Origin of the sequence: Azohydromonas lata NBRC 102462 (assembly GCF_001571085.1) — a bacterium.
Classification (GTDB): Bacteria; Pseudomonadota; Gammaproteobacteria; order Burkholderiales; family Burkholderiaceae_C; genus Azohydromonas; species Azohydromonas lata.
Window position 1 is genome coordinate 1 of the sequence record NZ_BCTC01000034.1, and the last position, 20,236, is coordinate 20,236.

Sequence of the window (20,236 nt, forward strand, 5' to 3'; positions counted from 1 at the left end):
CGACGTCGCGCTGCATCGCGGCGCGGTCCGCAGCACCAGTGGCGGTGATTTCAGCCGGCGTCAGCGGTTGGGGAACCAGCGAGGCGCAGCCGGAGAGCAGCATCGCCGCCACGAGCCCCGACGACAGGGCGAACTTGGAAGAGGCAAACAAGAAAAACTCCCGAAATCTTATGAGAGACCCTGGCACGGCCACGGGCCTCGACGGCAGACATTCCGATGGCGTGTGTACCGACCCGTTCAGGCAAGCTGGGTTCGGGCCCGGACCCGCTTCGGCATCGCCCACGCACAGGCACCCTGCCAGCCAGTAACAGATGGAGACAACAACACCGAGTTTAGGGTGTTTACGAACCAACAATCGCTTGCAGCAAGTGTTCTGTTTCGAACAAAACTCCAAAAATTTCCACTGGCGGCGAGGCAATGTCCTACGCAGCTGTCCGCAAATGGCTGGCCGACGCGCAGCGCGGCACGGCCGAGACTGCGCAAACATTGCGTAGCCCAGGGCCCGCGTGGTCCTCCTGCCATGAAATCCTTGCGCCCTCTCCTTTGCCGCTGCCTTGCCGCGCTGCTGCCATTGGCCTGCACGCTGCACGCCGGTGCGGCGTCCGGCAGCGCTGCGGCCAAGTCCGCGGCGGCGACCAAGGCCAGCGCGGCTGAGCGCGGCCCGGTGAAAGCCGCCGACAAGCCGGGACCGCGTGCCGGCGGCACGGCCTACAAAACCGGTGCGCACAGGACCGGCGCAACAGCCGCGAAATCGCCCGGCAAGCGCAGCGCGGGCGTCGGCGCAAGGCCCGGGGGCCCGACCAAAGCTTCGGCCGCGCGGGTGGCGAAGCAAAAACGCGCGGGCGATGTGGCCAAGCTGCGCCCGGCGCAGGCACGGCTGGACTTCTCCGGCCGCAAGCGCGTGGGCCAGGCTTCCTACTACGCGCGGCGCTTCGAGGGACGGCGCATGGCCGACGGCTCGCGCATGCGGCTCAACCACCACAACGCAGCCAGCCGGACGCTGCCCCTGGGCACGGTGGCCAAGGTCACCAACCTGAAGACCGGCCGCAGTGCGGTGGTCAAGATTCAGGACCGCGGGCCGTTCGTGAAGGGGCGCATCGTGGACCTCTCCCCGGCCACCGCACGGGCGGTGGGATTGAGCGAGAAGGACGGCGTGGCCCCCGTGGAAGTGACGCCCATCGCGGTGCCCATGCCCGACGGCAGCACCCGGCCCGGCGAGGGCGCACGCGACCCGATGGCACGCACCCAGCTTGCCCGCGCCCGCGACGACGACTGAGCCTGCAAGGCAGGCGCAACGCGCAGCGCGCGGGTGCGCCAGCACAGCCGCCAGGCCGCAGGGCCGGCGCGGCCTCAGACCATGGGCTCGGAAGCTTGGGCCGCCAGCCCCACGCCGCCGGGAGCCGCATCCGTCTGCCGCTCCTGGGCGCGGCGCATGTAGCCCGTCCACACCAGCGAGCCGTCGGTTTGCTGCACCGGCGCGGAGCAGCTCAGCACGCAGGGCAACGGCGCCTCGCCGTGCGGCCGCAGCATCTGCCACTGCGCCGTCCACGGGCTGCGCTCGGCGGCCGAGCGCTCGATGGAGGTGATCAGCGGCGCCAGGGCTGCCGGATCCACGCACGAAAACCACAGGTTGATGTTGGCGCGCAGCGCATCGGCCTCGCAGCCCAGCATGTCCGTCACCTTGGGGCTCATGTAAGGAAAGTCATAACGCCCGTCCGGGGCACGGCGGAACTGGAACAGGACGAAAGGCAACTGCGCCGAGAGCTGCTCCAGGACATGGCCCTGGCGGATGGAGGCGCGGTCTTCCTGGCGAATCTCCTCGTACCGCAGCAGCAGCCGCGTCACGTCGCGCACGAAGGTGACGGTGCATTGGCGGCCTTCGTAGATCAGGCTGCTCAAGCTGATGGTGGCGCTGAAGGTCGAGCCGTCGCGGCGCAGGCAGGTTTGCGTGCGGCTTTCGGTGCCCATGGCCCGCGTCTGCGGCGAGTACTGGTGCAGGCTGCGCGCGCGCTGGTGGTGCAGCCGCATCTCCACCGGGATGAGCTCCTCCACCTGTATCCCGGCCAGATCGCCCGCGCCATAGCCGAACAGGCCCTCGGCGCGGCTGTTGGCCTTGAGCACCAGCCCCTTGCCGTCCACCACGAAGATGCCGTCGGGTGACAGGTCGAAGAAGGCCTCGAACTGCGCCCGCGACACCTCCAGGGCCCGCATCTGGGCTCCCTGCGCGCGGTTGACGTGTTCCAGCCGCTCCATGGCCTCGCGCAGCCGCCCGTTGGTTTGGGCCAGGTCCTCGGTGAGCTCCTCGACGCTGAAGGCATGCTCGAACGAGCGCGCCGCCAGGAACACCCGCAGGATGCCGTAGCCCAGCACCGAGAAGCCCACGGCAAAGATGCCGTGCGCCAGCCACCACTGGTGGTTCCACGGCTTGGCCAGCAGGAAGCTGGCCGATGAAAAGGCAAACCACACGAAGGCCAGCGCGGCGTACTTCATCAGCGGCGAGCGCAGCCCGCGCACCGCCTGCAGCCCAAGCGCCACGACATACAGCGCGATGGAGCCCAGCTCCATGGACATGCGCACCCACGGCGCTCCGGCCAGGGGCGAATGCGCCAGCACGCCCACCGCCACGTTGACGGCCAGGAACCCACCCACCCAGCGCAGCCAGTAGCCGGCATCGGCACGGCGCGCCGCTGCGTCCGGCGGACTGTTGAAGCGCAGCAGCGCCATGAGCAGGCACCACCCGGCCACCAGCCGGGACGCCGGCCCGTAAAGGATGAACAGCCACAGGTTGTGGTGCGCCAGCGGCGTGAAGAAGCCGTGCAGCGAATAAACGATGGTGAATCCGGAGAACGCCAGCGTCACCCAGCGCAACATCACCTCGCCGGAGCGCAGGTAGCAGCGCCAGGCCACGTAGGAGATGAAGATGCCTTCCAGCGTGGCCACCGCAATGGCCACCTGGTGGAAAAGGTGGCTCTCCAGGCGCAGCGCGGGGTCCTGGAACGCATAGACGTAGGCAATGGCCAGCGCCGGCAACAAGCCCAGGGCCCCCTCGAAGAGCCGGCGCACCACGCCGGCCCACAGCATGGAGCGTTGAAGTCCTACGTCGGCATGGCGCATCTCAGCTCACCTCTCGGTTCCAGGTTCGGGTCGCATCCAGGTCGTCCAGGCCCGCGCGCGCGGCGTCAAGCAGGGACTGCAGGGCATCGGCCAGCGACTGCACCGGTTGAGGCTGCAGCACACCCCGGCTCTTGATGTCTTGTTCCAGCCGCCGCGCGGCCGCGTGGGCCGGGGCGGCAAACACGGTGGCGCTGACGCCGGCGAGCCTGTGCGCCAGGCGCGAGGCCTCGTCCACGTCGGCGGCCGCCAGCACCTCCCGCAGCCGCGCCGGCGTGGCGCCGTGCTCGGCCAGCAGCGTCTGCATCAGGCGCTGCACCGCCGCGGGCCGGCGCAGGCGCCGCCACAGGGCCGCCCAATCCAGGACGGGCACATCGCCGCCCGGCACCACCGGCACCGCGCCCGCGGCGGGCTGCGGCACCGGCATCGGCGCGGGCATGGGCGGCAAGGCCACGCCGCGGCGGGCCAGCACCTGCGCAATGGCGGCGCACAGCGCGTCCACGTCCACGGGCTTGGTGACGTGCTCGTCCATGCCGGCGTCCAGGCAGCGCTGGCGCTCCTGGGGCAGCGCGTAGGCGGTGACGCCGATGATGGGCAGTTGCGCGCGCAGCGCGCGGCTGCGCCGCGCCGTGTCGTAGCCGTCCAGCCCCGGCATCTGCACATCGGTGAGCAGCAGGTCGAAGGGCTCGCCGGACTCCAGCAGTGCCAGCGCCGCCAGGCCGTCACCGGCCATGCGGCAGGCCGCGCCTTCCTGCTCCAGCAGGTCGCGCAGCACCCATTGGTTCACCGCATCGTCCTCGGCGACCAGGATGCGCAGGCCTTGCAGCCGGCGCATGCCGGGCAGGGGCTCGGCGCGCTCCTGCGCCGGCGGCTCGGCCTCGGTGAAGGGAATGCGCAGCGTGAAGCACGAGCCGCGGCCGCTTTGGCTGGAGACGTCGATGCTGCCGCGCATCAGGTCCACGATGCGCTTGGCGATGGACAGCCCAAGCCCCGTGCCGCCGAAGCGCCGCGTGGTGGAGGCGTCGGCCTGGACGAAGGGCTTGTAGAGCTGCTGCAACTGCTGCGGGCTCATGCCGATGCCGGTGTCCTCGATGGCGAACAGCAGCCACTGCCCCGCGGGCAGCCGCGACACCGTCATGTGCACGCTGCCGCGCTCGGTGAACTTGATGGCGTTGCCCAGCAGGTTGACCAGCACCTGCGTGAGCCGCGTCTCGTCGGCCAGGATGGCCGCGGGCAAATCCGGCGCGCACTGCACGCCGAACTCCAGTTGCTGCTGGTGCGCGCGGTGCGACGTGAGCCGCATGGCGCGCTGGATGACGGCTGACAGCCGCACCGGCCGCGCCTCCAGCTCCAGCCGCCCGGCGTCAATCTTGGCCATGTCCAGGATGTCGTTGACCAGCATGAGCAGCAGGTGGCCGGACTCGTGGATCTGCCGCAGCCAGTGGCGCGCGGGGGCCGAGCGGTGGTCGCGCAAGGCAATCTGCGACACGCCCAGCACGGCGTTGAGCGGCGTGCGGATCTCATGGCTCATGTTGGAGAGGAACTCGGTGCGCGCCCGCGCCGCCTGCTCGGTCTGCAGCATGGACTGCTGCAGCTCCTCCGTGCGCTCGCGCACCAGCGCGGCCAGGTGGTCGCGGTGGCGCGCCAGCTCCAGGCCCACCAGCTTTTCCTCGGTGATGTCCTGGACATGGCCCACCCAACGGCAACCGCCGTCGGCCTCGATCACGGGGATGGACGATTCCCCGCGGTGCCAGCGCCGGCCCTGGCGCGGCAGCACGGCCTGCCACTCCAGCTTCCACGGCGTGAGGCTGGCGCTGGAGCGCTCCATGGCCGACAGCAGTTGCTCGCGGTCCCGCGGCACGATGCGCGCGAAGCCCAGGGCGGCATCGGCCAGGAGCTCCTCGACGGTGAGCTCAAAGATGTCGGCCGCGCCGGCGCTCACGAAGGTGAAGCGATAGCTGCCGTCGGCGCCGCGCTGCAGTTGCCAGGCCAGCCCGGGCACGCGCGAAGTCACGTCCTGCAGCAGTTGCGTCTGGCGGCGCAGCATGCGCCGCGGCAGCAGCAGCAACTGGTGGTTGACGACGGCGAGCATGAGCCAGTAGGCCCCAAGCTGGCTCAGGTGGCCGACGATGTCGAAAAGGCCGAAAACAATTTCCTGCGTGGAGAAACTCAGCTCCGAGAGCACCAGCAGAAAAATGATGGCCAGCATGGCGTGGTGCAGCCCAAACTCCGCCTTGGACCGCTGCTGATAAAACAGCCAGCCCGCCGCAGCGTAGGCCACGACCAGCATCCAGTTCCATGCGATTTTGAGTGGCGAGAACAGGCCGCTTTCGACGAACAGGGTTGGAAAACAATCCAGGCCTACCATCGCCACCAGCAGTGCGGCAACAAGGCCCAAGCCGGCTGGAAACCATTTTTCCAAAAAGCTTCCCGGCCGGCAGCCCGGCGCCGCCAGCAGGCCCAAGGCCAGCAGGGTGTGCGAGCAAAGCTCTAGCAGCCAGGGCGCTTGGCCGGGCAAGGCTGGAATATTCACAAGCCGCTCCGCCGCGGCCAACTGGAATATACCCAGCACACTGGCCCAGAAGAATGCGGCCGCCATGCAGGGCACGAAAGCATGCCGGGCCAGTCTGCCTGTCTGCTGTGCGACGATAAACATCGCGCAGCCCAGTATCAACGGCAGCAATTCGGCCAAAAAATGGAACCATATCCGGTTGACCGGATACAACCAAGTCAGTGCGGCACCCAGCACCAGCGCCATGGCCATGTACCGCGGCGAAGGCAGCGCGGATTCCGCTTCCTCTGCGGCACCGGGATAGGCCATTGGATTCATTCAACCGGCAATCCGAGAGACGGACAAGGGAACAAACTCAAAAGAGTGCGGGCAGAGAATATCCGCAAAGTCCGCGAAAATTCTGCACCACAGATGCCGAAAAGAAACGCCACGCCATCACGAAACACGAGGCTTCGTGAAATAAGTGGCATTTATCAGGAATACCCGAGCCCGCGCAACCTAGCGTCCGCAATTTCTTTCGGCCCGGCCAGCGGCCCTGCGATCCAACACTGCGCGGCCGGCAGCGCCGGCAGCCGGCTCAACCGGCGGCGTACCCGCCGGCATCCACATCCTCATCACCCTGGGCCCGGCCGCCCTCGTCCACCGCAGCGGCGTCCGCCTCCGGCACCCGCACGCCTGCGGCTCGCCGGTAGTCGCTGGGCGTCATGCCAAAACGCGCGCGAAACGCATTGGTGAAAGCCGCTGCGGATTGGTAGCCAATATGGTGGCCGATCTGGTTGAGCTGCTGGCTGGTATGCAACAAGCGAAAGCACGCTTCACGATGGCGCTCTTCACGCAACCAAGCAAATACCGCCACACCGACCTGGCGCCGGAATTCATGGCTCAAATGCCGCTGTGTGGTGCCCACACGCTGGGCCAACTCCGCCAGCGAAGGAGGATTGCCCATTTCCCGCAGCAAAACAGACTGGGCCTGAGTCACCAGGCGTTCTTCCCATGGCTGCGGCGACCCCTCCACGGACGGCGCCGGCGGCGGCGGCAAAACCGGCTGAGGCGCGCCCGCCTGATGCAGCCGCAAATGCACACGTACCCGCGCCAACACCTCTTCAGGATCAAACGGCTTGGTAATGTAATCGACGGCGCCCGCCTCGAAGGCGCTCAATTTGTCATCAATATGGTTTGAAACGGTGAGGCAAATCAATGGAATATGCTGCAGCGTCGGATGCGCCTTGAACAGACGTATCGTCGCCTGTCCGTCAATATCGGGCATGTACAGATCCACCAGGATCAAATCGGGCGGCTTGGCCGCCGCCTTGGCCAAGCCGTCCCTGCCGTCCAGCGCTGCAAACACACGGTAATCGTGGCGGCGCAGGATGGCCGCCAGAAACTGTATTTGCTTCGGATCGTCGTCAATGAGAAGGATGGACGGACTGCTGACCATGGTCATGTATATATTAGAGATACGGCAAAAGAAAAAATTTCGCTGGCAATCGCAACCACCAGGATCAGCTGCTCTGTATGATTTGCTTGGGGAGTATAACGCGGGCAATGAGGCACAAAAGTATTTAATCTTCCCGAGAAGTATTGCAGCGCCGGCTTTTGATGCTTTCACGCACTTTTCCGTGAACAAACCCCCTCCCCAGCCTTTCCCGAGCGAGCCGCGCAGTATCCTGGCCGGCGGCGAGGGAGCCGCCGTGGCAGCGCCCAAGTCGGGGCGGCGCCTGGCCGGGCTGCGGCTGCTGGTGGTGGACGACGGCCAGATGAACTGCGAAATCGCCAGCCGGCTGCTGGCCGTCGAAGGCGCCCAATGCGAAGGTGTGCAAGACGGGCTGCAGGCACTGGCGCTGCTGCGCGACGCGGTGGCCGCCGGCACCGGCTTTGACGGCGTGTTCATGGACGTGCAGATGCCCGTCATGGACGGGCTGCAGGCCACGCGCCACATCCGCGCCGATCCCGCGCTGGCCGCGCTGCCCGTGATCGCCCTGACCGCCGGCACCTTGCCGCACCAGCGCCTGGCCGCCATGGAAGCGGGCATGGACGACTTCATTGCCAAGCCCATCAGGCTGGAACTGCTGGTCCAGGCGCTGCTGCGCCACCTGCCCGGGCGCGGCTGGGCCGAAACCCAGGCAGTCCCAGCACCGGCGGCTCAAGCGCAACCCGCGCCACGCTCCCCACCGCAAGGCGATCTGCCCATGGTCGCCGGCGTGGACACCACGCAGGCGGCGCAGCGGCTGCAAGGCAACCGCATGCTGTTCCTGAGCATGCTGCGCTCGCTGCGCGACGACTTCGGCGACGTGCCGCAGCGCACGCGCGACGACCTCTCGCGCGGCGACTTCACGGCCGCCGCGGCGCGGCTGCACCGGCTGCGCGGCCTGGCCGGCAACGTGTGCGCCGAAACCGTGGCCGCCTTTGCCGGCCAACTGGAGGACACGCTGCGCGACAGCGTCAGCCGCCGCGGCATAGAGCCCGCCCTGGCAGGCCTAGGCATGGCCCTGCAGGAGCTGCTGGCCGCACTGCCGGCCGAGGTGGACCGGCCCTACGGCACGGCAGCCGCGGTGCCGGCCGAAATCGATGCGGCCCGGGTCCGCGACCTGTTGAGCACGCTGGCCGCCGGCGACATGGACGCCCTTGGCCTGTACCACGCCCTGCGCCCGGCGCTGGCCGCGTGCCACGGCCACGCGGCCCTGGACGAGCTCGACCGCGCCGTGGACCTGCTGCGCTTCCCGCAAGTCATTGCCGTGCTGCGCGGCTGGTACCCGCTCGCCTGAGCCGGCGCCGCGCCCGCCTGCTGCATCAGGGCGTGCCCAGGTCCGGGCGCACCGGTGCCGGCACGGCGACGGCGGCCGCGTCGTCGTCCCGCACGCTGGTGTCGTGGCGCTCGTAGGTGCCGATCAGGCAGCCGCTGGCCAGGGCGTGCTGCGCCAGCGCTTCCAGCACCGCGTCGCGTCCGGGCGTGCCGCTCCACTGCACGCCGGGCCCAAGGGCAAAGAGCTGAAAGGCGTAGCGGTGCACGCCGTGGGCGGGCGGCGGGTCCGGAGGAATCCAGGCCGAGCGCAAATAGGAATTGCGCCCAAGCCGAGGCGCCGCGCCGGTGGCCTCACCGGCGTCGGCGGCGTCGCCATTGAGGGCGCCCTCGGCCAGGTACGCCTCATCGGCCGGGATGTCGTAGGCGATGGCATGCACCAGCGGGTGGGGCGTGGGCGAGTCGGCGTCCTCCACGATGAGCAGCAGCGAGGCCGTGCCCGGCGGCACGCCGCTCCACTGCAGCGGCGGCGAATGGCCCTCGCCGTCGGCGGTGAAACGCGGCGGCAGCGGCGCATGGTCGGCGAAGGCGAGGCTGGTGACTTCGATGGCGCCTTGGCCCGCGCGCAGCGGCACGCGCACGAAAGCCGTCTGGTCCAGCCCGGCGCGCTGCCCTCTCAGGGCCGCGCCGACGAGGTCGGGGAGTTTTTCAAGCATGGCGGGAAGTCCGGGTTGGCCCAGCCCTGTGGCAAGCAGCGGGCCGGGGCCGGCCGTGACGGGACCGATGCCGTAACCCCTGGCTACACTCCCCCGATGCCTGCTTCCAAAGACAAGCAAAAGACCCCCGGCCTGGATCAGAGCTGCCTGCAACACCTGCTGGGCTACCAGATCGCCCGCGCCGACGTGCCCACGCGCCGCGCCTTTGCCGAGCACATCGGCCGTCCGCTGGAGCTCAGCCCCGTGGAGTTCAGCTCGCTGGTGCTGCTGGCCTTCAACCCGGCCACCACACCCAAGCAGCTCGCCGAGGCGCTGGCCATGGTGGCGCCGGCCGTCACGGTGCTGCTGGACCGGCTGGAAAAGCGCGGCCTCATCGAGCGCGCACGCAGCGACAGCGACCGCCGCGCCCAAATCGTCTCGCTCACCGACGCGGGCCGCGAGCTCGCGCTCAAGGCGCACGCCCTGTCCATGGACATGGAGCGCGAGGTGCTGAGCGCACTCAGCGCGGCCGAGCGCGCCATCCTCATCGAGCTGCTGCAAAAAGTCGCACGCGCCGCGCGGGCCTGAAGCGCCGGCCGGCGTTACGTGCGTATACGATCTACCATTCGCAGCGCTTCGGCTTGAGCCGAATCAAACCGCGCGGCGGCCGCGGTGCTCACCATGGCCGCCATGCGGCGCGCCCCAAGCGCCGGCTTTTCCCTACCTGCAGTGACTACCGTGACCTCCCCTTCCCGCGCCCTGCTCATGCACCGCCACCGCGACGACGTGATGGCGCTGCTCACCGGCTCGCTCTTCCTGTCCTTCGGCCTGATCTTGTTCCGCAAGGTGGGCCTGCTCACCGGCGGCACGGCGGGCATGGCCTTCCTGGGCCATTACGCCTCGGACTGGTCCTTCGGCGCCTGGTTCTTCGCCATCAACCTGCCCTTTTACGTACTGGCCTGGCGTCGCAAGGGCATGGAGTTCACGCTCAAGACCCTCGTGTGCGTGAGCGCCATTTCGGTGCTCAGCGAATGGCTGCCGCGCTGGATAGGCATAGAGCATGTGGAGCCGCTGTTCGCCGCGGTGATGGGCGGGCTGCTCATGGGCTGCGGCATGCTGGTGCTGTTTCGCCACCAGGCCAGCGTGGGCGGCCTGGGCATCCTGGCGTTGGTGCTGCAGGAGCGCGGCAAGGTCAATGCCGGCACGTTTCAAATGGCGGTGGATGCCTGCATCGTGCTGGCCGCGCTGGCCGTGGCCGACGTGCAGCGCGTGGCGCTGTCGGTGCTGGGTGCCGTGATGCTCAACCTGGTGCTGGCGCTCAACCACAAGCCCGGGCGCTACATGGCGGCCTGAGGGCGCAACCACCGGAGCCTCTGGCCATGACTGGCACGCCTTCCTGGTACGACCGGCACGTCCTGCCCTACTTGGTGGACTTCGCCTGCGGCCTGTCACCCGTCGCGCGGCAGCGGCGCAAGATCGTTCCGCTGGCCACCGGGCGGGTGCTGGAGATCGGGATCGGCACCGGGCTCAACCTGGGCTTCTACGACCCGGGCAAGGTGCGGCAACTGGTGGGCATAGACCCGGCGAGCGAAATGCACGCCCTGGCGCGCCGGCGCAGCCGCCGCCTGGGTTTGCCGGTGGAGCTGCTGCAGCTTTCGGCCGAGGCGCTGCCCGTGCCGTCCGGCAGCTTTGACACGGTGGTCTGCACCTACACGCTGTGCTCCGTGTCGGACCCGCAGCAGGCCTTGCGCGAGATGCGCCGCGTGCTGCGCCCGGGCGGGCGGCTGCTGTTCGCGGAGCACGGCCTGGCGCCGGACGCACGCGTGGCGCGCCGGCAGGCGCAACTGGAGCCCTACTGGCGCCGCCTGGCCGGCGGCTGCCATCTCACCCGCGACGTGCCCCGGCTGCTGGCGCAGGCCGGCTTCTCGGCACGCATGGAAAGCGGCTACGTCGCCTGGCCCAAGATGCTGACCTTCAACTTCGTCGGCCAGGCCACCGCGGCCTGACGCGCGCCAAGCCGGCGCCACCCGGCCCGGCGCTTGCCGGCAGCAACGCATGCTTTACCCGGTCACCCCGGACGGCCGCTATTTCGTGGTGCGCGGCCGCCTGTGGCGCTGCACCAATCCGCAGTTGGACGAGCCCAGGCGCCAAGGCCTCGTCTCGGAACTGATGCAGGCGCGCTCCGCGGTGCGCCGCGCCCTGCGCGACGCGGACCCGGCCGCGCTGGCTTCGGCGCGCCAGCGCGTGGACGCCGCCAAGGTGGCGCTCGGCGAACGCGGCCCGCCGTGGTGGAGCGACGGCGCGCCGGACCACAACCGGCGCCTGGTGCGCAACACGCCCTACCGGGACTGGTTCGAGGCCCTGCAGGCGCCGGCGTGAGCCGGCCGGGTCTGACCCGTCAAGCGCCGTTGCTGGCCGCCAGTTGGTCGTCCCCTCGGCTGGGCACCAGCGAGGGCCGGCCCACGATGAGCGGGTCCACCGGGCCTATGGCCTCCAGCGACTTCTGCGCATAGGGCATGCGCTGCAGCAGGTAGCGCATGGCGTTCAGCCGCGCGCGCTTCTTGCAGTCCGACTTGATCACGGTCCACGGCGCGTCGGAGGTGTCGCAGCTCAGGAACATGGCCTCCTTGGCGCGGGTGTAGTCGTCCCACTTGTCCAGCGAGGCCATGTCGATGGGGCTGAGCTTCCACTGCTTGAGCGGATGCGCCTGGCGCTCCTTGAAGCGGCGGCGCTGCTCGGCCCGGCTCACCGAGAACCAGAACTTGAAGAGGTGAACGCCTGAGCGCACCAGGTGGCGCTCGAACTCCGGCGCCTGGCGCATGAACTCCTCGTACTCCTGGTCGGAGCAAAAGCCCATGACGCGCTCCACGCCGGCGCGGTTGTACCAGCTGCGGTCGAACATCACGATCTCGCCGCGCGTGGGCAGGTGCTGGATGTAGCGCTGGAAGTACCACTGGCCGCGCTCGGTCTCGCTGGGTTTTTCCAGCGCCACCACGCGCGCGCCGCGGGGGTTCAGGTGCTCCATGAAGCGCTTGATGGTGCCGCCCTTGCCCGCGGCGTCGCGGCCCTCGAACAGCACCACCACGCGCTGCCCCGTTTCCTTCACCCAGGCCTGCAGCTTGAGCAGCTCCACCTGCAGCCTGTACTTCTGCTTCTCGTAGCTCTTGCGCGAGAGCAGGTTCTTGTAGGGGTACTTGCCCTCGCGCCAGCCGGGGGCGAGCTCGGTGTCGGGGTCGGACTGGTCCAGCGGCGCCGGATCGCGCTTGAACAGCGCCTGCCGCAGCACATGCACCTCGTCGGGCGAGGCGCCGTCTATGAGCGCACGCAACTCCTCATGCACTGCTTGCGCATCCGCCCCGCCGCGGGCGCGGCGCTCCAGCAGGTCCTGCACCACCAGGGTCTGCACCGTGCCGGCCTCGGAGGTGCCGCGCGCCACCCTGTCGTGCTCGACCCCGCGGTCGGTGAGCACGGGCACCGTGTCGCCGGCCTCCACGGCGCGCACCTTGGCGCCCGCGCGCCGGCGGCGCGACCCGTTGGCTTGGGAAGAGCTGGCAGCGTCGTGACGGGATTCCTGTGGCATGGCGAAGACGTTTCCTGGTCGTTGTCGTTACCGCGTCATCTTCGACCCGGCGCAGGCCCCCCTGTTTGAGGCGGGTCAATCCGGCAGGGGGCTGCGGGTCAGCCCTCGCAGCCGGCGGTACCCCAAAAAAGAGGGCCGGCAAGGGCCGGCCCAATCAACACGGCAGCCCGCTGAGCGCCGCCGCGTCGTTGCTCGAACGGTGTCAGCCGCGCCGCAGGGCTTTGCGCCGTATCGCAGTCATGGCCACCAGCGCCGCGCTCAGCAGCGCCAGCGTGCCGGGCTCGGGCACGGCATGCGGCACGGCGGCGCTGCCGCCGGCGGTGTTGGCAAGGCCGCCTTGCGGCTGCGACAGGACCGGCTGCTCGCTGCCGGGCCGCACGTAGATGCTCAGGTGCGACAAGTCCTGGCGCACGCCGTTGCCGTTGAAGCTGGGAGAGAGCCAGTCGCCGCCGACGGCGCCGTCAAAAATGACGTCGTGGAAGTAGTACAGGCCGTACTGCGTGCTGGACTTGAGCACGGCCACCACGTCCAGCAGCAGGGAGCCGGAAGTCAGGCCGCTGCCGTTGAGCGTCCATTGCCCCGCACTGGCCTTGGCACCGGCGTTCACGGAGAAGGCGATGCCCAGGACGCGGTTGGCCACGTCGTCGCCGCTGTCGGTGTTGTCCTTGGCCGCCAGCGTCCAGCCGCCGCCCCAGGAAGTGTCCAGGCCGTTGATGCCGGTGTTGTCGTTGCCGCTGACCAGCCCGTAGAAGGCATTGGCCGCGGCCAGGTTGTTGAATCCGTCCACGCCGTAGGTGATGCCGCCGGGCGTGGCCGCGGCGGCCGCAGCGCCGCTGGCGGTACCCGCCGAGGTCACCACCGTCCCGGTGGACGTTGAGGCCGAACCGGCGGAGCCGGAAGCACCCGTGCCGCCGGCATTGCTCGACGAATTGGCAGACCCGGACGAAGACGACCCGCTGTTGCCGTTCGATGCGGAGCTGGACGAACCCGTGCCGCCGGCATTGCTCGACGAATTGGCGGACGCCGACGAGGACGACCCGCTGTTGCCGTTCGACGCCGAGGCGGAAGAACCCGTGCCGCCGGCGTTGCTCGACGAATTGCCGGACCCGGACGCGGACGATCCGCTGTTGCCGTTCGACGCCGAGGCGGAAGAACCGGTGCCGCCGGCGTTGCTCGACGAGTTGGCGGACCCCGACGAGGACGACCCGCTGTTGCCGTTCGAAGCCGATTTGGAGGAATCCGTGCTACCGGCGTTGCTCGACGAATTGCCGGACCCGGACGAAGAAGACGAGCTGCCCTTCCCATTGCCGTTGCCGTTGCCGTTGCCGTTGCCGTTGCCGTTGGAGGTGGAACTGCTCGTTGCCGCGGCCGTGCCGCCGTTGAGCACCGACGAGCTGGACGCATTGGCCTGGCCGTTGGCCGAGGCATTGGCCGAGCCTTGCGAGTTGGCTGCGGCCTTGGACGAGGCGGCTTGGGCCGACACGGCGGCACCGGCCAGCACGGCCACGCTCACCAGTTGCGTCCACTTGTACTGCTTGCCCACCACCATTGGTCCACCTGCCGACTTCTTGTCTGGCCGGTGAAATACCGGCACTGCATGCAGCCATGGTGCGAGGTCGGTCTAGGGAAAGCGTGGATGGACTGTGAAGACTCTGTTACGCCTTTGTGTCGCAGCCTGACGTGTCTGTCGGCTGCCTTTCAGCGCTCGCGGGCGCTGCGCGGGTGAACGCCATGGAACGGCTTGGGCAGCTCTTGCGGGACGGCGGGGCGCAGAAAGGGATAGCGGCGCTGCAACTGCGAGCGCAACTCGTGTACGGATCGGCCAATGCGCCCGTGGCCGGTGTCCAGAACGAGGTGGGCGCTGCTGCGGTAGTGCTCGTCGCGCTGGCTGAAAAGCTCGTGCAGGCGCTGCAGCGGGTCGGCCACCTGCAGCAACGGGCGGCTCAAGTCGTGGCGCAGCCGCTCGTGCAGCGATTGCGGCGTGGCGTGCAGGTACACCACCGTGCCGGCGCCGCGCAGCGCCGCACGGTTGGCCTCGCGCAGCACCGAGCCGCCGCCGGTGGCCAGCACGCCGCGCACGCCTTGCGTGAGGTCCGTGATGACGGCGTGCTCCAGGTCGCGGAACGCCTGCTCGCCATGGCGGCTGAAGTACTCGCGTATGGGTACGCCGATGCGGCGCTCGATCTCGTGATCGCTGTCGTGGAAGGGCACGCCCAACTCGCGCGCCAGGCGGCGGCCTATGGTGGTCTTGCCGGCGCCGGGCATGCCCACCAGGCTGAGAAGAAAGGACGTCATGGCTGCGGCATGGAGGCGGTGCGCCCGGGGGCACGGCGGGCCGCCCTGCGTTGAAACAAAAAACGGCCCGCCATTGTGCCTGCCCCGCACGCCACGCCGGCCCGCGCGGGCCGGTGCGCCGCTTCAGGACAGTCCGGTGACGGGCACGCAGGCGCCGTGCACGGCGCGCGCGGCGTCCGAGGCCAGAAAGCCCATGACCTGCGCCAGGTCCGCCGGCGCCACCCACAGCGACGGGTCGGCCTGCGGCATGTCGCGGCGGTTGTCCGGCGTGTCGATGATGCTGGGCAGCACGCAGTTGACGTTGATGCCGCGCCCGCGCAGCTCGCCGGCCATGGCCTCGGTCAGCCGCATCACCACGCTCTTGGACGCCGTGTACGCCCCCATCTGCGCCACGCCGCGCTGCGCGCTGTGGGCGCCCACGTTGACCACCTTGCCGCTGCCGCGCTCCAGCATGTGCGGCACCACCGCGCGCACGGCGTGCAGCACGGTGCGGGCGTTGAGGTCCAGCAGCGCATCCCAGTCCGCCTCGGCCAGCTCGTGCACGGCCGGCCCCATGCGAAAGCCGCCGGCCAGGTTGCACAGCACGTCGATGCGGCCGAAGCGCTCCAGCGCCTGCCGCACCACGCCTTCCATGGCGCCGGGCCGCAGCAGGTCGGCCGCGGCGAGCAGCCGCTGCCCGCCGTCCTCGCCGAAAGCCTCGCGCAGCGCCTGCGCATCGAGGTCCACCAGCACCAACCGGTCGCCGGCCTCCATGAAATGCCGCGCCACGGCGCGGCCCAAGTGGCCGGCGGCGCCGGTGATCAGCACGACACGGGCTGCAGGGCTCATTTCAGCGCTCCTTGCGCGCGGCCGGCGTGCCAGCTGCCGTTGCCGCGGGTGATGACGAGGTCGGTGTCCAGCACGTCGCCGGGGCAAAGCTCGGCCGCGCCGGACTGCTTTTCATACAGCGGCGCGAAGTCGATGCGCGCCAGCTCCAGCAACTGCTCCAGGTCGTCGATGACAAAGTAGCTTTCCTGGAAGTCGTCTATGCGGTAGCGGGTGCGCATGACGCGCTCCAGCTCGAAGCCGATGCGGTTGGGCGAGGCGCTGTCCAGCGCGAACACGCTTTCGGTGCTGGAAGAGGCGATGCCCGCGCCGTAGATGCGCAGCCCGTCCTTTTGGCGCAGCAGGCCGAACTCCACCGTGTACCAGTACACCCGCGCCAGCCGGGTGAGCTGGCCCAGGCGGTGCGCGCGCAGGCCGCCTTCGCCGTAAGCCTGGATGTAGTCGGCGATCACCGGGTTCATCAGCATGGGCACGTGGCCGAACACGTCGTGGAAGACGTCGGGCTCCTCCAGATAGTCCAGCTCGTGCGGCTTGCGAATGAAATGGCCGGCCGGAAAGCGGCGGTGCGCCAGGTGCTCGAAGAACACCTCGTCCGGCACCAGCCCCGGCACGGCCACCACCTGCCAGCCGGTGCGGCGCATGAGCGCGTCCGACAGGCGGCGAAAGTCCGGAATCTCGTCGGCGCCAATGGGCAGCTCGCGCATGCCCTGCACGAACTCGTCGCAGGCACGGCCGGGCAGCAGCTTCATCTGGCGCTCGAACAGCGTCTTCCACACGGCATGTTCCTGCGCCGTGTAGCGCTCCCAGCCCTGGTCGATGGTCCAGTCGGGGCGCTGCGGCCTGCAGGCTTCTGCGGCAGCCAAACCGTGCTTCACGGCGGCGGGCGGGGCGTCGGGTCGGCTCAGCGTCGATTGCATGGCGTCACTCCTTCGCTGCTTCAGCGCGCCACCGCAGCGACGGCGGCCAGCGCGCGCTCGGCGGCGCGGGCCAGCTCCACGTCCAGCTCGGTGAGGCCGCCCGCGTCGTGCGTGGTCAGCGTCACGGCGACGCGGTTGTAGACGTTGCTCCACTCCGGGTGGTGGTTGAGCCGCTCGGCAGCCAGCGCCACCTGCGCCATGAAGCCGAAAGCCTGCACGAAATCATCAAAAACGAATTCGCGGCTGAGCGTGCCGCCACGCCGGGCGTCGAACTGCCAGCCCGGCAGCGTGCGGGAAAGCGACGCGATGGCGTCGGGGCCGAGTGTGCGCATGCAGGTGTCTCCTGTGTCTTCAACGGGATGCGCCGTCTTCGGTCGCGGCGCCTTGGGAAAGACTGTAGAGACGGTGGGGCGCAGTTTTTCTGCAAACTTCAGGCGCCAATCCCTGCCAAGCGCAGTTTTCCTGCAAGACTGAATCCATGACAGACGCTTTCAAGCTCGATGCGCTGGACCGGCGCATCCTGGCCGCGCTGCAGTCCGACGGCCGCATCACTTACGACGACCTGGCCGCGCGGGTGGGCCTGTCCGCCTCGGCCACGCTGCGCCGCGTCAAGCGCCTGGAGGAAGCCGGCGTGATACGCGGCTACGCCGCGCTGGTGTCGCCCGCCCGCGTGGGGCTGGGCCTCACGGCCTACATCAACGTGCACATGGAAAAGCGCAGCGACGCCGGCAAGCGCAGCCCCATGGACGACTTCACCGCCGCCGTGCAGAGCTGGACCGAGGTGGTGGAGTGCGTGTCCCTGACCGGCGAAATGGACTATTTGCTGCGCGTGGTCGTCACCGACATGGCGCACTACTCGCGCTTCGTCATGGACACGCTGCTGCGCCATCCCAGCGTGAAGGACGTCAAAACCAGCTTCGTGCTGGACCACGTCAAGGAAACGACCGTCGTGCCGGTCTGAAGGGCCCACCCGCCCGCCGCCACAACGCTTGGGCGAATCACGCCGTGACGATCGTATCCATTTGATAAATCGACTGGACGTCTGCGGTACGCAGCCCGGGCGCTGCCGGGCCCGTCACAGGGCACCCATCCGGCCGGGCAGCGCTTGGCGGGCCCTTTGAGCCGGGCTGTTCGCGGGAACTGCGTCACGCCCGTTGCACGCCGGCAAATCCGGGCGCTTGCGTGGGGCGCCTTGCCCATGGCATGCGGGCCGTCACCCCAGGGCGCGGACAGCGGAATGACATTCGGAAACAGGTCCCGTACAGCCTCCCCGCGCCTTTCCGAAATACAGCATGTCTCGCTTGAAAACAGGCCAGCGGACGCGGCAGGCGGCGCACCAGGCGCTGCGCAACCGCGGCTCACGCAGCCTGTGGTCAACGGGGGTTGTGCTTTAGCGAGGGAGTGAGCGCGGAGTAGCGCTCCTGTGATGCGCCGGTCCGGAAGTTTTGGACCGGCGCTTTTTTTTGTGCCGACGCGGGCGATGGCCGGGCGCTGGAGGTTGGAAGCGGCTTGGTGAAAATTCAGCTCAGTCCAACGACACCTTGGCGCGCTTGATGACCTCGGCGTACTTGGCCGACTCCGCCGCGATGAAGCTGTTGAACTGTTCGCGCGTGGCGGGGAAGAGGTCGTAGCCGAAGGTGGCGTAGCGCTGCTTGATTTCGGGGTCGGCCAGCGCCTCCTCGATGTCGCGCTGTATGCGCTCGGCTGTCGGCTTGGGCAGGCCCTTGGGCGCGGCGATGGTGGTCCAGCCCGTGACCTCATAGCCGGCCGGGCCGCCGGACTCGGCCACCGTGGGCACGTCGGGGAAGGCGGGGTGGCGCTTCGGCGCCGTGACGGCAATGAACTTCAGCCTGCCCGAGCGCTGCAGCGGGCCCGCGGTGGCCATGGAGCCCAGCGCGAAGTTCAGCTCGCCCGTGGCCACGGCCGTGTAGAGCTGGGAAGTCTCCTTGTAGATGACGTGCTGCATCTGCGTGTTGGTCATGGACTCCAGCAGCGCCGAGCCCAGGTGCACCGGGTTGCCCACCGACCAGGAGCCGTAGTTCAGCGCCGTGGGCCGCGCCTTGGCGTCGGCCAGGATGTCGCCCACCGTCTTGTACTTGCTGTCGTTGGAGACGCCGACGAAGAAGTAGGTCTTGAACAGGGGCACGAGCGGATCGAAGTCCTTGACCGGGTCGTAGGGCAGCTTCTTGAACAGGTGCGGATAGGCCACCAGGTGCACGTTGTCCAGTTGGATCAGATCGTGCCCGTCGGTGGAGCCGCGCTTGAAGGTGTCGATGGCGATGAAGCCGTTGGCGCCGGGCTTGTTCTCCACCACCACGGGCTTGCCCCACTTCTTCTGCAGCCGCTCGGCCACCAGGCGGACCACGGCCTCGGGGCCGGCGCCTGCCGGGAAGGGCGTGATGATGCGCACGGGGCGGGAAGGGAAATCCTGCGCGTGCGCCGTGGCGCCCAGCAGCGAAAAAGCGGCCAGCGTGGCGCCGGCCAGCAGTTTCATGGCGTTCATGGGGGGTCTCCTCGTTGGGTACTGAGCGGTGTGGTCGCCCGCGCTTTCTGGTCACTCGTGAATGACGGCGCGGGTCGCGCCTGACAGTGTGGCCGCCACGGCGCCCGCAAGCCGCCATCGCGGGGCGCCTTGCGCGGATTTTCCCCACGGTTTCCGGGTTTATCCCGAGTGAAAGCGTTGCGCCGGCGCCAAGGCCTGCCCCGATGCCGGCCCTGGCGGCCACGGCCTCGCGGCGCCCATGGCCCCCACCGGCCCCCATAGTTCCTTGGAACGATGCGCGCCGGCGCCCGCATCCTCCTTTTCGCTCACGCCGCCTGTCCGACCGAAGAATGGGCACGCGCGCCCGCAACGCGGACAGTCACGGCCCATGGACCTGAGCCGTTTCGACACCCCGCGCTATCTCTCCGTGCTGCCGCTGTTCGGCGACTGCCGTCCCGCCGATCTGCAGCACTTGGCCGAAGACTGCCAGCTCACGCGATACGCGCGCGGCGAGCCGGTGTTTCGCTGCGGCGACCCCTGCGACGCCTTCCACGTCGTGGTCACGGGCCAGGTCAAGCTGCACGCCATCTCGGCCTCCGGCCAGGAAAAGGTGATCCGGCTGGTCGGCGCGGGCTACAGCTTCGGCGAGACGCTGGTGTTCGGCCAGCGGCCCTGCTCGGTCAACGCCACGGCGCTGGGCGACACGCTGGTGCTCACGCTGCGCAAGCAAGCGCTGCTGGCCGAAGTGGCCCGGGACCCGCGGCTGGCCTTGCGGCTGCTGGCGGGCATGTCGGAGCAGGTGCACGGCCTCATGAGCGACGTGGAGGCCTACGCGCTGCACAGCGGCACGCAGCGCGTCGTTAATTACCTGCTGCGCGAACGCAGGCCCTGCGAGGACGGCGGCTCGCTGGTGTCGCTGCCGGTGAGCAAGGCCACCATCGCCTCGCGGCTGTCCATCACGCCGGAGTACTTCTCCCGGGTGCTGGCGGAGCTGGAGGCCGGCCACATGATCTCGGTGCAGCGCCGCGACATCCGCATCGTCGACGCACAGCGCCTGGCACGCCATGGCCTGCAGTGAC

The 20,236-nt window shown here is 69.1% G+C and carries 20 protein-coding genes; 9 read left to right on the forward strand and 11 right to left on the reverse strand.

Features of this window, described 5'->3' with window-relative positions; all coding sequences use genetic code 11:
- Positions 1-820: 820 nt before the first annotated feature.
- Positions 821-1,276, forward strand: a complete 456-nt coding sequence (locus tag ALA01S_RS34765; protein WP_066337370.1) for a septal ring lytic transglycosylase RlpA family protein — start codon at positions 821-823, stop codon at positions 1,274-1,276.
- A 74-nt stretch (positions 1,277-1,350) separates the two neighbouring features.
- Here the strand turns inward: ALA01S_RS34765 and ALA01S_RS13650 are convergent, their stop codons facing one another.
- From ALA01S_RS13650 to ALA01S_RS32985, 3 genes are all read right to left on the reverse strand, one after another.
- On the reverse strand, positions 1,351-3,114 hold the full coding sequence (locus tag ALA01S_RS13650) for a PAS domain S-box protein (protein ID WP_157118994.1): 1,764 nt from the start codon (positions 3,112-3,114) through the stop codon (positions 1,351-1,353).
- Position 3,115: 1 nt separating this feature from the next.
- Positions 3,116-5,941, reverse strand: a complete 2,826-nt coding sequence (locus ALA01S_RS13655; protein WP_084267536.1) for an ATP-binding protein — start codon at positions 5,939-5,941, stop codon at positions 3,116-3,118.
- 259 nt (positions 5,942-6,200) lie between these two features.
- A complete protein-coding gene (locus tag ALA01S_RS32985; protein WP_066337290.1) occupies positions 6,201-7,067 on the reverse strand; it encodes a response regulator in 867 nt (288 codons plus the stop codon).
- Between the two features lie 175 nt (positions 7,068-7,242).
- Between ALA01S_RS32985 and ALA01S_RS13665 the strand changes: the two genes are divergently transcribed.
- Positions 7,243-8,388 carry a response regulator gene (locus tag ALA01S_RS13665; RefSeq protein WP_169805915.1) on the forward strand — a complete coding sequence of 382 codons (1,146 nt, stop codon included), beginning with the start codon at positions 7,243-7,245 and terminating at the stop codon, positions 8,386-8,388.
- A gap of 25 nt (positions 8,389-8,413) precedes the next feature.
- Here ALA01S_RS13665 and ALA01S_RS13670 read toward each other — a convergent pair whose 3' ends face one another.
- Positions 8,414-9,079 carry a YbhB/YbcL family Raf kinase inhibitor-like protein gene (locus ALA01S_RS13670; protein ID WP_066337294.1) on the reverse strand — a complete coding sequence of 222 codons (666 nt, stop codon included), beginning with the start codon at positions 9,077-9,079 and terminating at the stop codon, positions 8,414-8,416.
- A 96-nt stretch (positions 9,080-9,175) separates the two neighbouring features.
- Between ALA01S_RS13670 and ALA01S_RS13675 the strand changes: the two genes are divergently transcribed.
- From ALA01S_RS13675 to ALA01S_RS34770, 4 genes are all read left to right on the forward strand, one after another.
- The gene (locus ALA01S_RS13675) at positions 9,176-9,646 is read left to right on the forward strand and encodes a MarR family winged helix-turn-helix transcriptional regulator (RefSeq protein ID WP_066337296.1); all 471 of its coding nucleotides are present in this window, start codon (positions 9,176-9,178) and stop codon (positions 9,644-9,646) included.
- A 150-nt stretch (positions 9,647-9,796) separates the two neighbouring features.
- The gene (locus ALA01S_RS13680) at positions 9,797-10,411 is read left to right on the forward strand and encodes a YitT family protein (protein ID WP_238455795.1); all 615 of its coding nucleotides are present in this window, start codon (positions 9,797-9,799) and stop codon (positions 10,409-10,411) included.
- 26 nt (positions 10,412-10,437) lie between these two features.
- Positions 10,438-11,064, forward strand: coding sequence for a class I SAM-dependent methyltransferase (locus ALA01S_RS13685; protein WP_066337300.1), 627 nt, complete (start codon positions 10,438-10,440; stop codon positions 11,062-11,064).
- Positions 11,065-11,113: 49 nt separating this feature from the next.
- A complete protein-coding gene (locus ALA01S_RS34770) occupies positions 11,114-11,437 on the forward strand; it encodes a hypothetical protein (protein WP_066337302.1) in 324 nt (107 codons plus the stop codon).
- A 19-nt stretch (positions 11,438-11,456) separates the two neighbouring features.
- Here ALA01S_RS34770 and ppk2 read toward each other — a convergent pair whose 3' ends face one another.
- Positions 11,457-12,638 (reverse strand): polyphosphate kinase 2, encoded by a 1,182-nt coding sequence (ppk2, locus tag ALA01S_RS13695; RefSeq protein ID WP_066337304.1) that lies wholly within the window; start codon positions 12,636-12,638, stop codon positions 11,457-11,459.
- A gap of 202 nt (positions 12,639-12,840) precedes the next feature.
- On the reverse strand, positions 12,841-13,494 hold the full coding sequence (locus ALA01S_RS33960) for a PEP-CTERM sorting domain-containing protein (RefSeq protein ID WP_169805916.1): 654 nt from the start codon (positions 13,492-13,494) through the stop codon (positions 12,841-12,843).
- Between the two features lie 10 nt (positions 13,495-13,504).
- Between ALA01S_RS33960 and ALA01S_RS33965 the strand changes: the two genes are divergently transcribed.
- A complete protein-coding gene (locus tag ALA01S_RS33965) occupies positions 13,505-14,221 on the forward strand; it encodes a hypothetical protein (RefSeq protein ID WP_169805917.1) in 717 nt (238 codons plus the stop codon).
- A 115-nt stretch (positions 14,222-14,336) separates the two neighbouring features.
- Here the strand turns inward: ALA01S_RS33965 and ALA01S_RS13710 are convergent, their stop codons facing one another.
- The 4 genes from ALA01S_RS13710 to ALA01S_RS13725 form a co-directional block, all read right to left on the reverse strand.
- Positions 14,337-14,933 (reverse strand): shikimate kinase, encoded by a 597-nt coding sequence (locus tag ALA01S_RS13710; protein ID WP_084267538.1) that lies wholly within the window; start codon positions 14,931-14,933, stop codon positions 14,337-14,339.
- 123 nt (positions 14,934-15,056) lie between these two features.
- Positions 15,057-15,761 carry an SDR family oxidoreductase gene (locus tag ALA01S_RS13715; RefSeq protein ID WP_066337309.1) on the reverse strand — a complete coding sequence of 235 codons (705 nt, stop codon included), beginning with the start codon at positions 15,759-15,761 and terminating at the stop codon, positions 15,057-15,059.
- Positions 15,758-16,675: a phenylalanine 4-monooxygenase gene (gene phhA / locus ALA01S_RS13720; protein WP_066337312.1), complete on the reverse strand. Its 918-nt coding sequence runs from the start codon at positions 16,673-16,675 to the stop codon at positions 15,758-15,760. Before phhA ends, ALA01S_RS13715 begins: the two co-directional genes overlap by 4 nt.
- Before the next feature lie 20 nt (positions 16,676-16,695).
- Positions 16,696-17,007 carry a 4a-hydroxytetrahydrobiopterin dehydratase gene (locus tag ALA01S_RS13725; RefSeq protein ID WP_066337314.1) on the reverse strand — a complete coding sequence of 104 codons (312 nt, stop codon included), beginning with the start codon at positions 17,005-17,007 and terminating at the stop codon, positions 16,696-16,698.
- Between the two features lie 146 nt (positions 17,008-17,153).
- Here ALA01S_RS13725 and ALA01S_RS13730 point away from each other — a divergent pair, with 146 nt between their 5' ends.
- Complete coding sequence (locus ALA01S_RS13730; protein ID WP_066337315.1) at positions 17,154-17,636, forward strand: Lrp/AsnC family transcriptional regulator; 483 nt, start codon at positions 17,154-17,156, stop codon at positions 17,634-17,636.
- Positions 17,637-18,200: 564 nt separating this feature from the next.
- Here ALA01S_RS13730 and ALA01S_RS13735 read toward each other — a convergent pair.
- Positions 18,201-19,178, reverse strand: a complete 978-nt coding sequence (locus tag ALA01S_RS13735; protein WP_066337316.1) for a Bug family tripartite tricarboxylate transporter substrate binding protein — start codon at positions 19,176-19,178, stop codon at positions 18,201-18,203.
- Between the two features lie 367 nt (positions 19,179-19,545).
- Here ALA01S_RS13735 and ALA01S_RS13740 point away from each other — a divergent pair, with 367 nt between their 5' ends.
- The gene (locus ALA01S_RS13740; RefSeq protein WP_066337318.1) at positions 19,546-20,235 is read left to right on the forward strand and encodes a Crp/Fnr family transcriptional regulator; all 690 of its coding nucleotides are present in this window, start codon (positions 19,546-19,548) and stop codon (positions 20,233-20,235) included.
- Position 20,236: the final 1 nt, after the last annotated feature.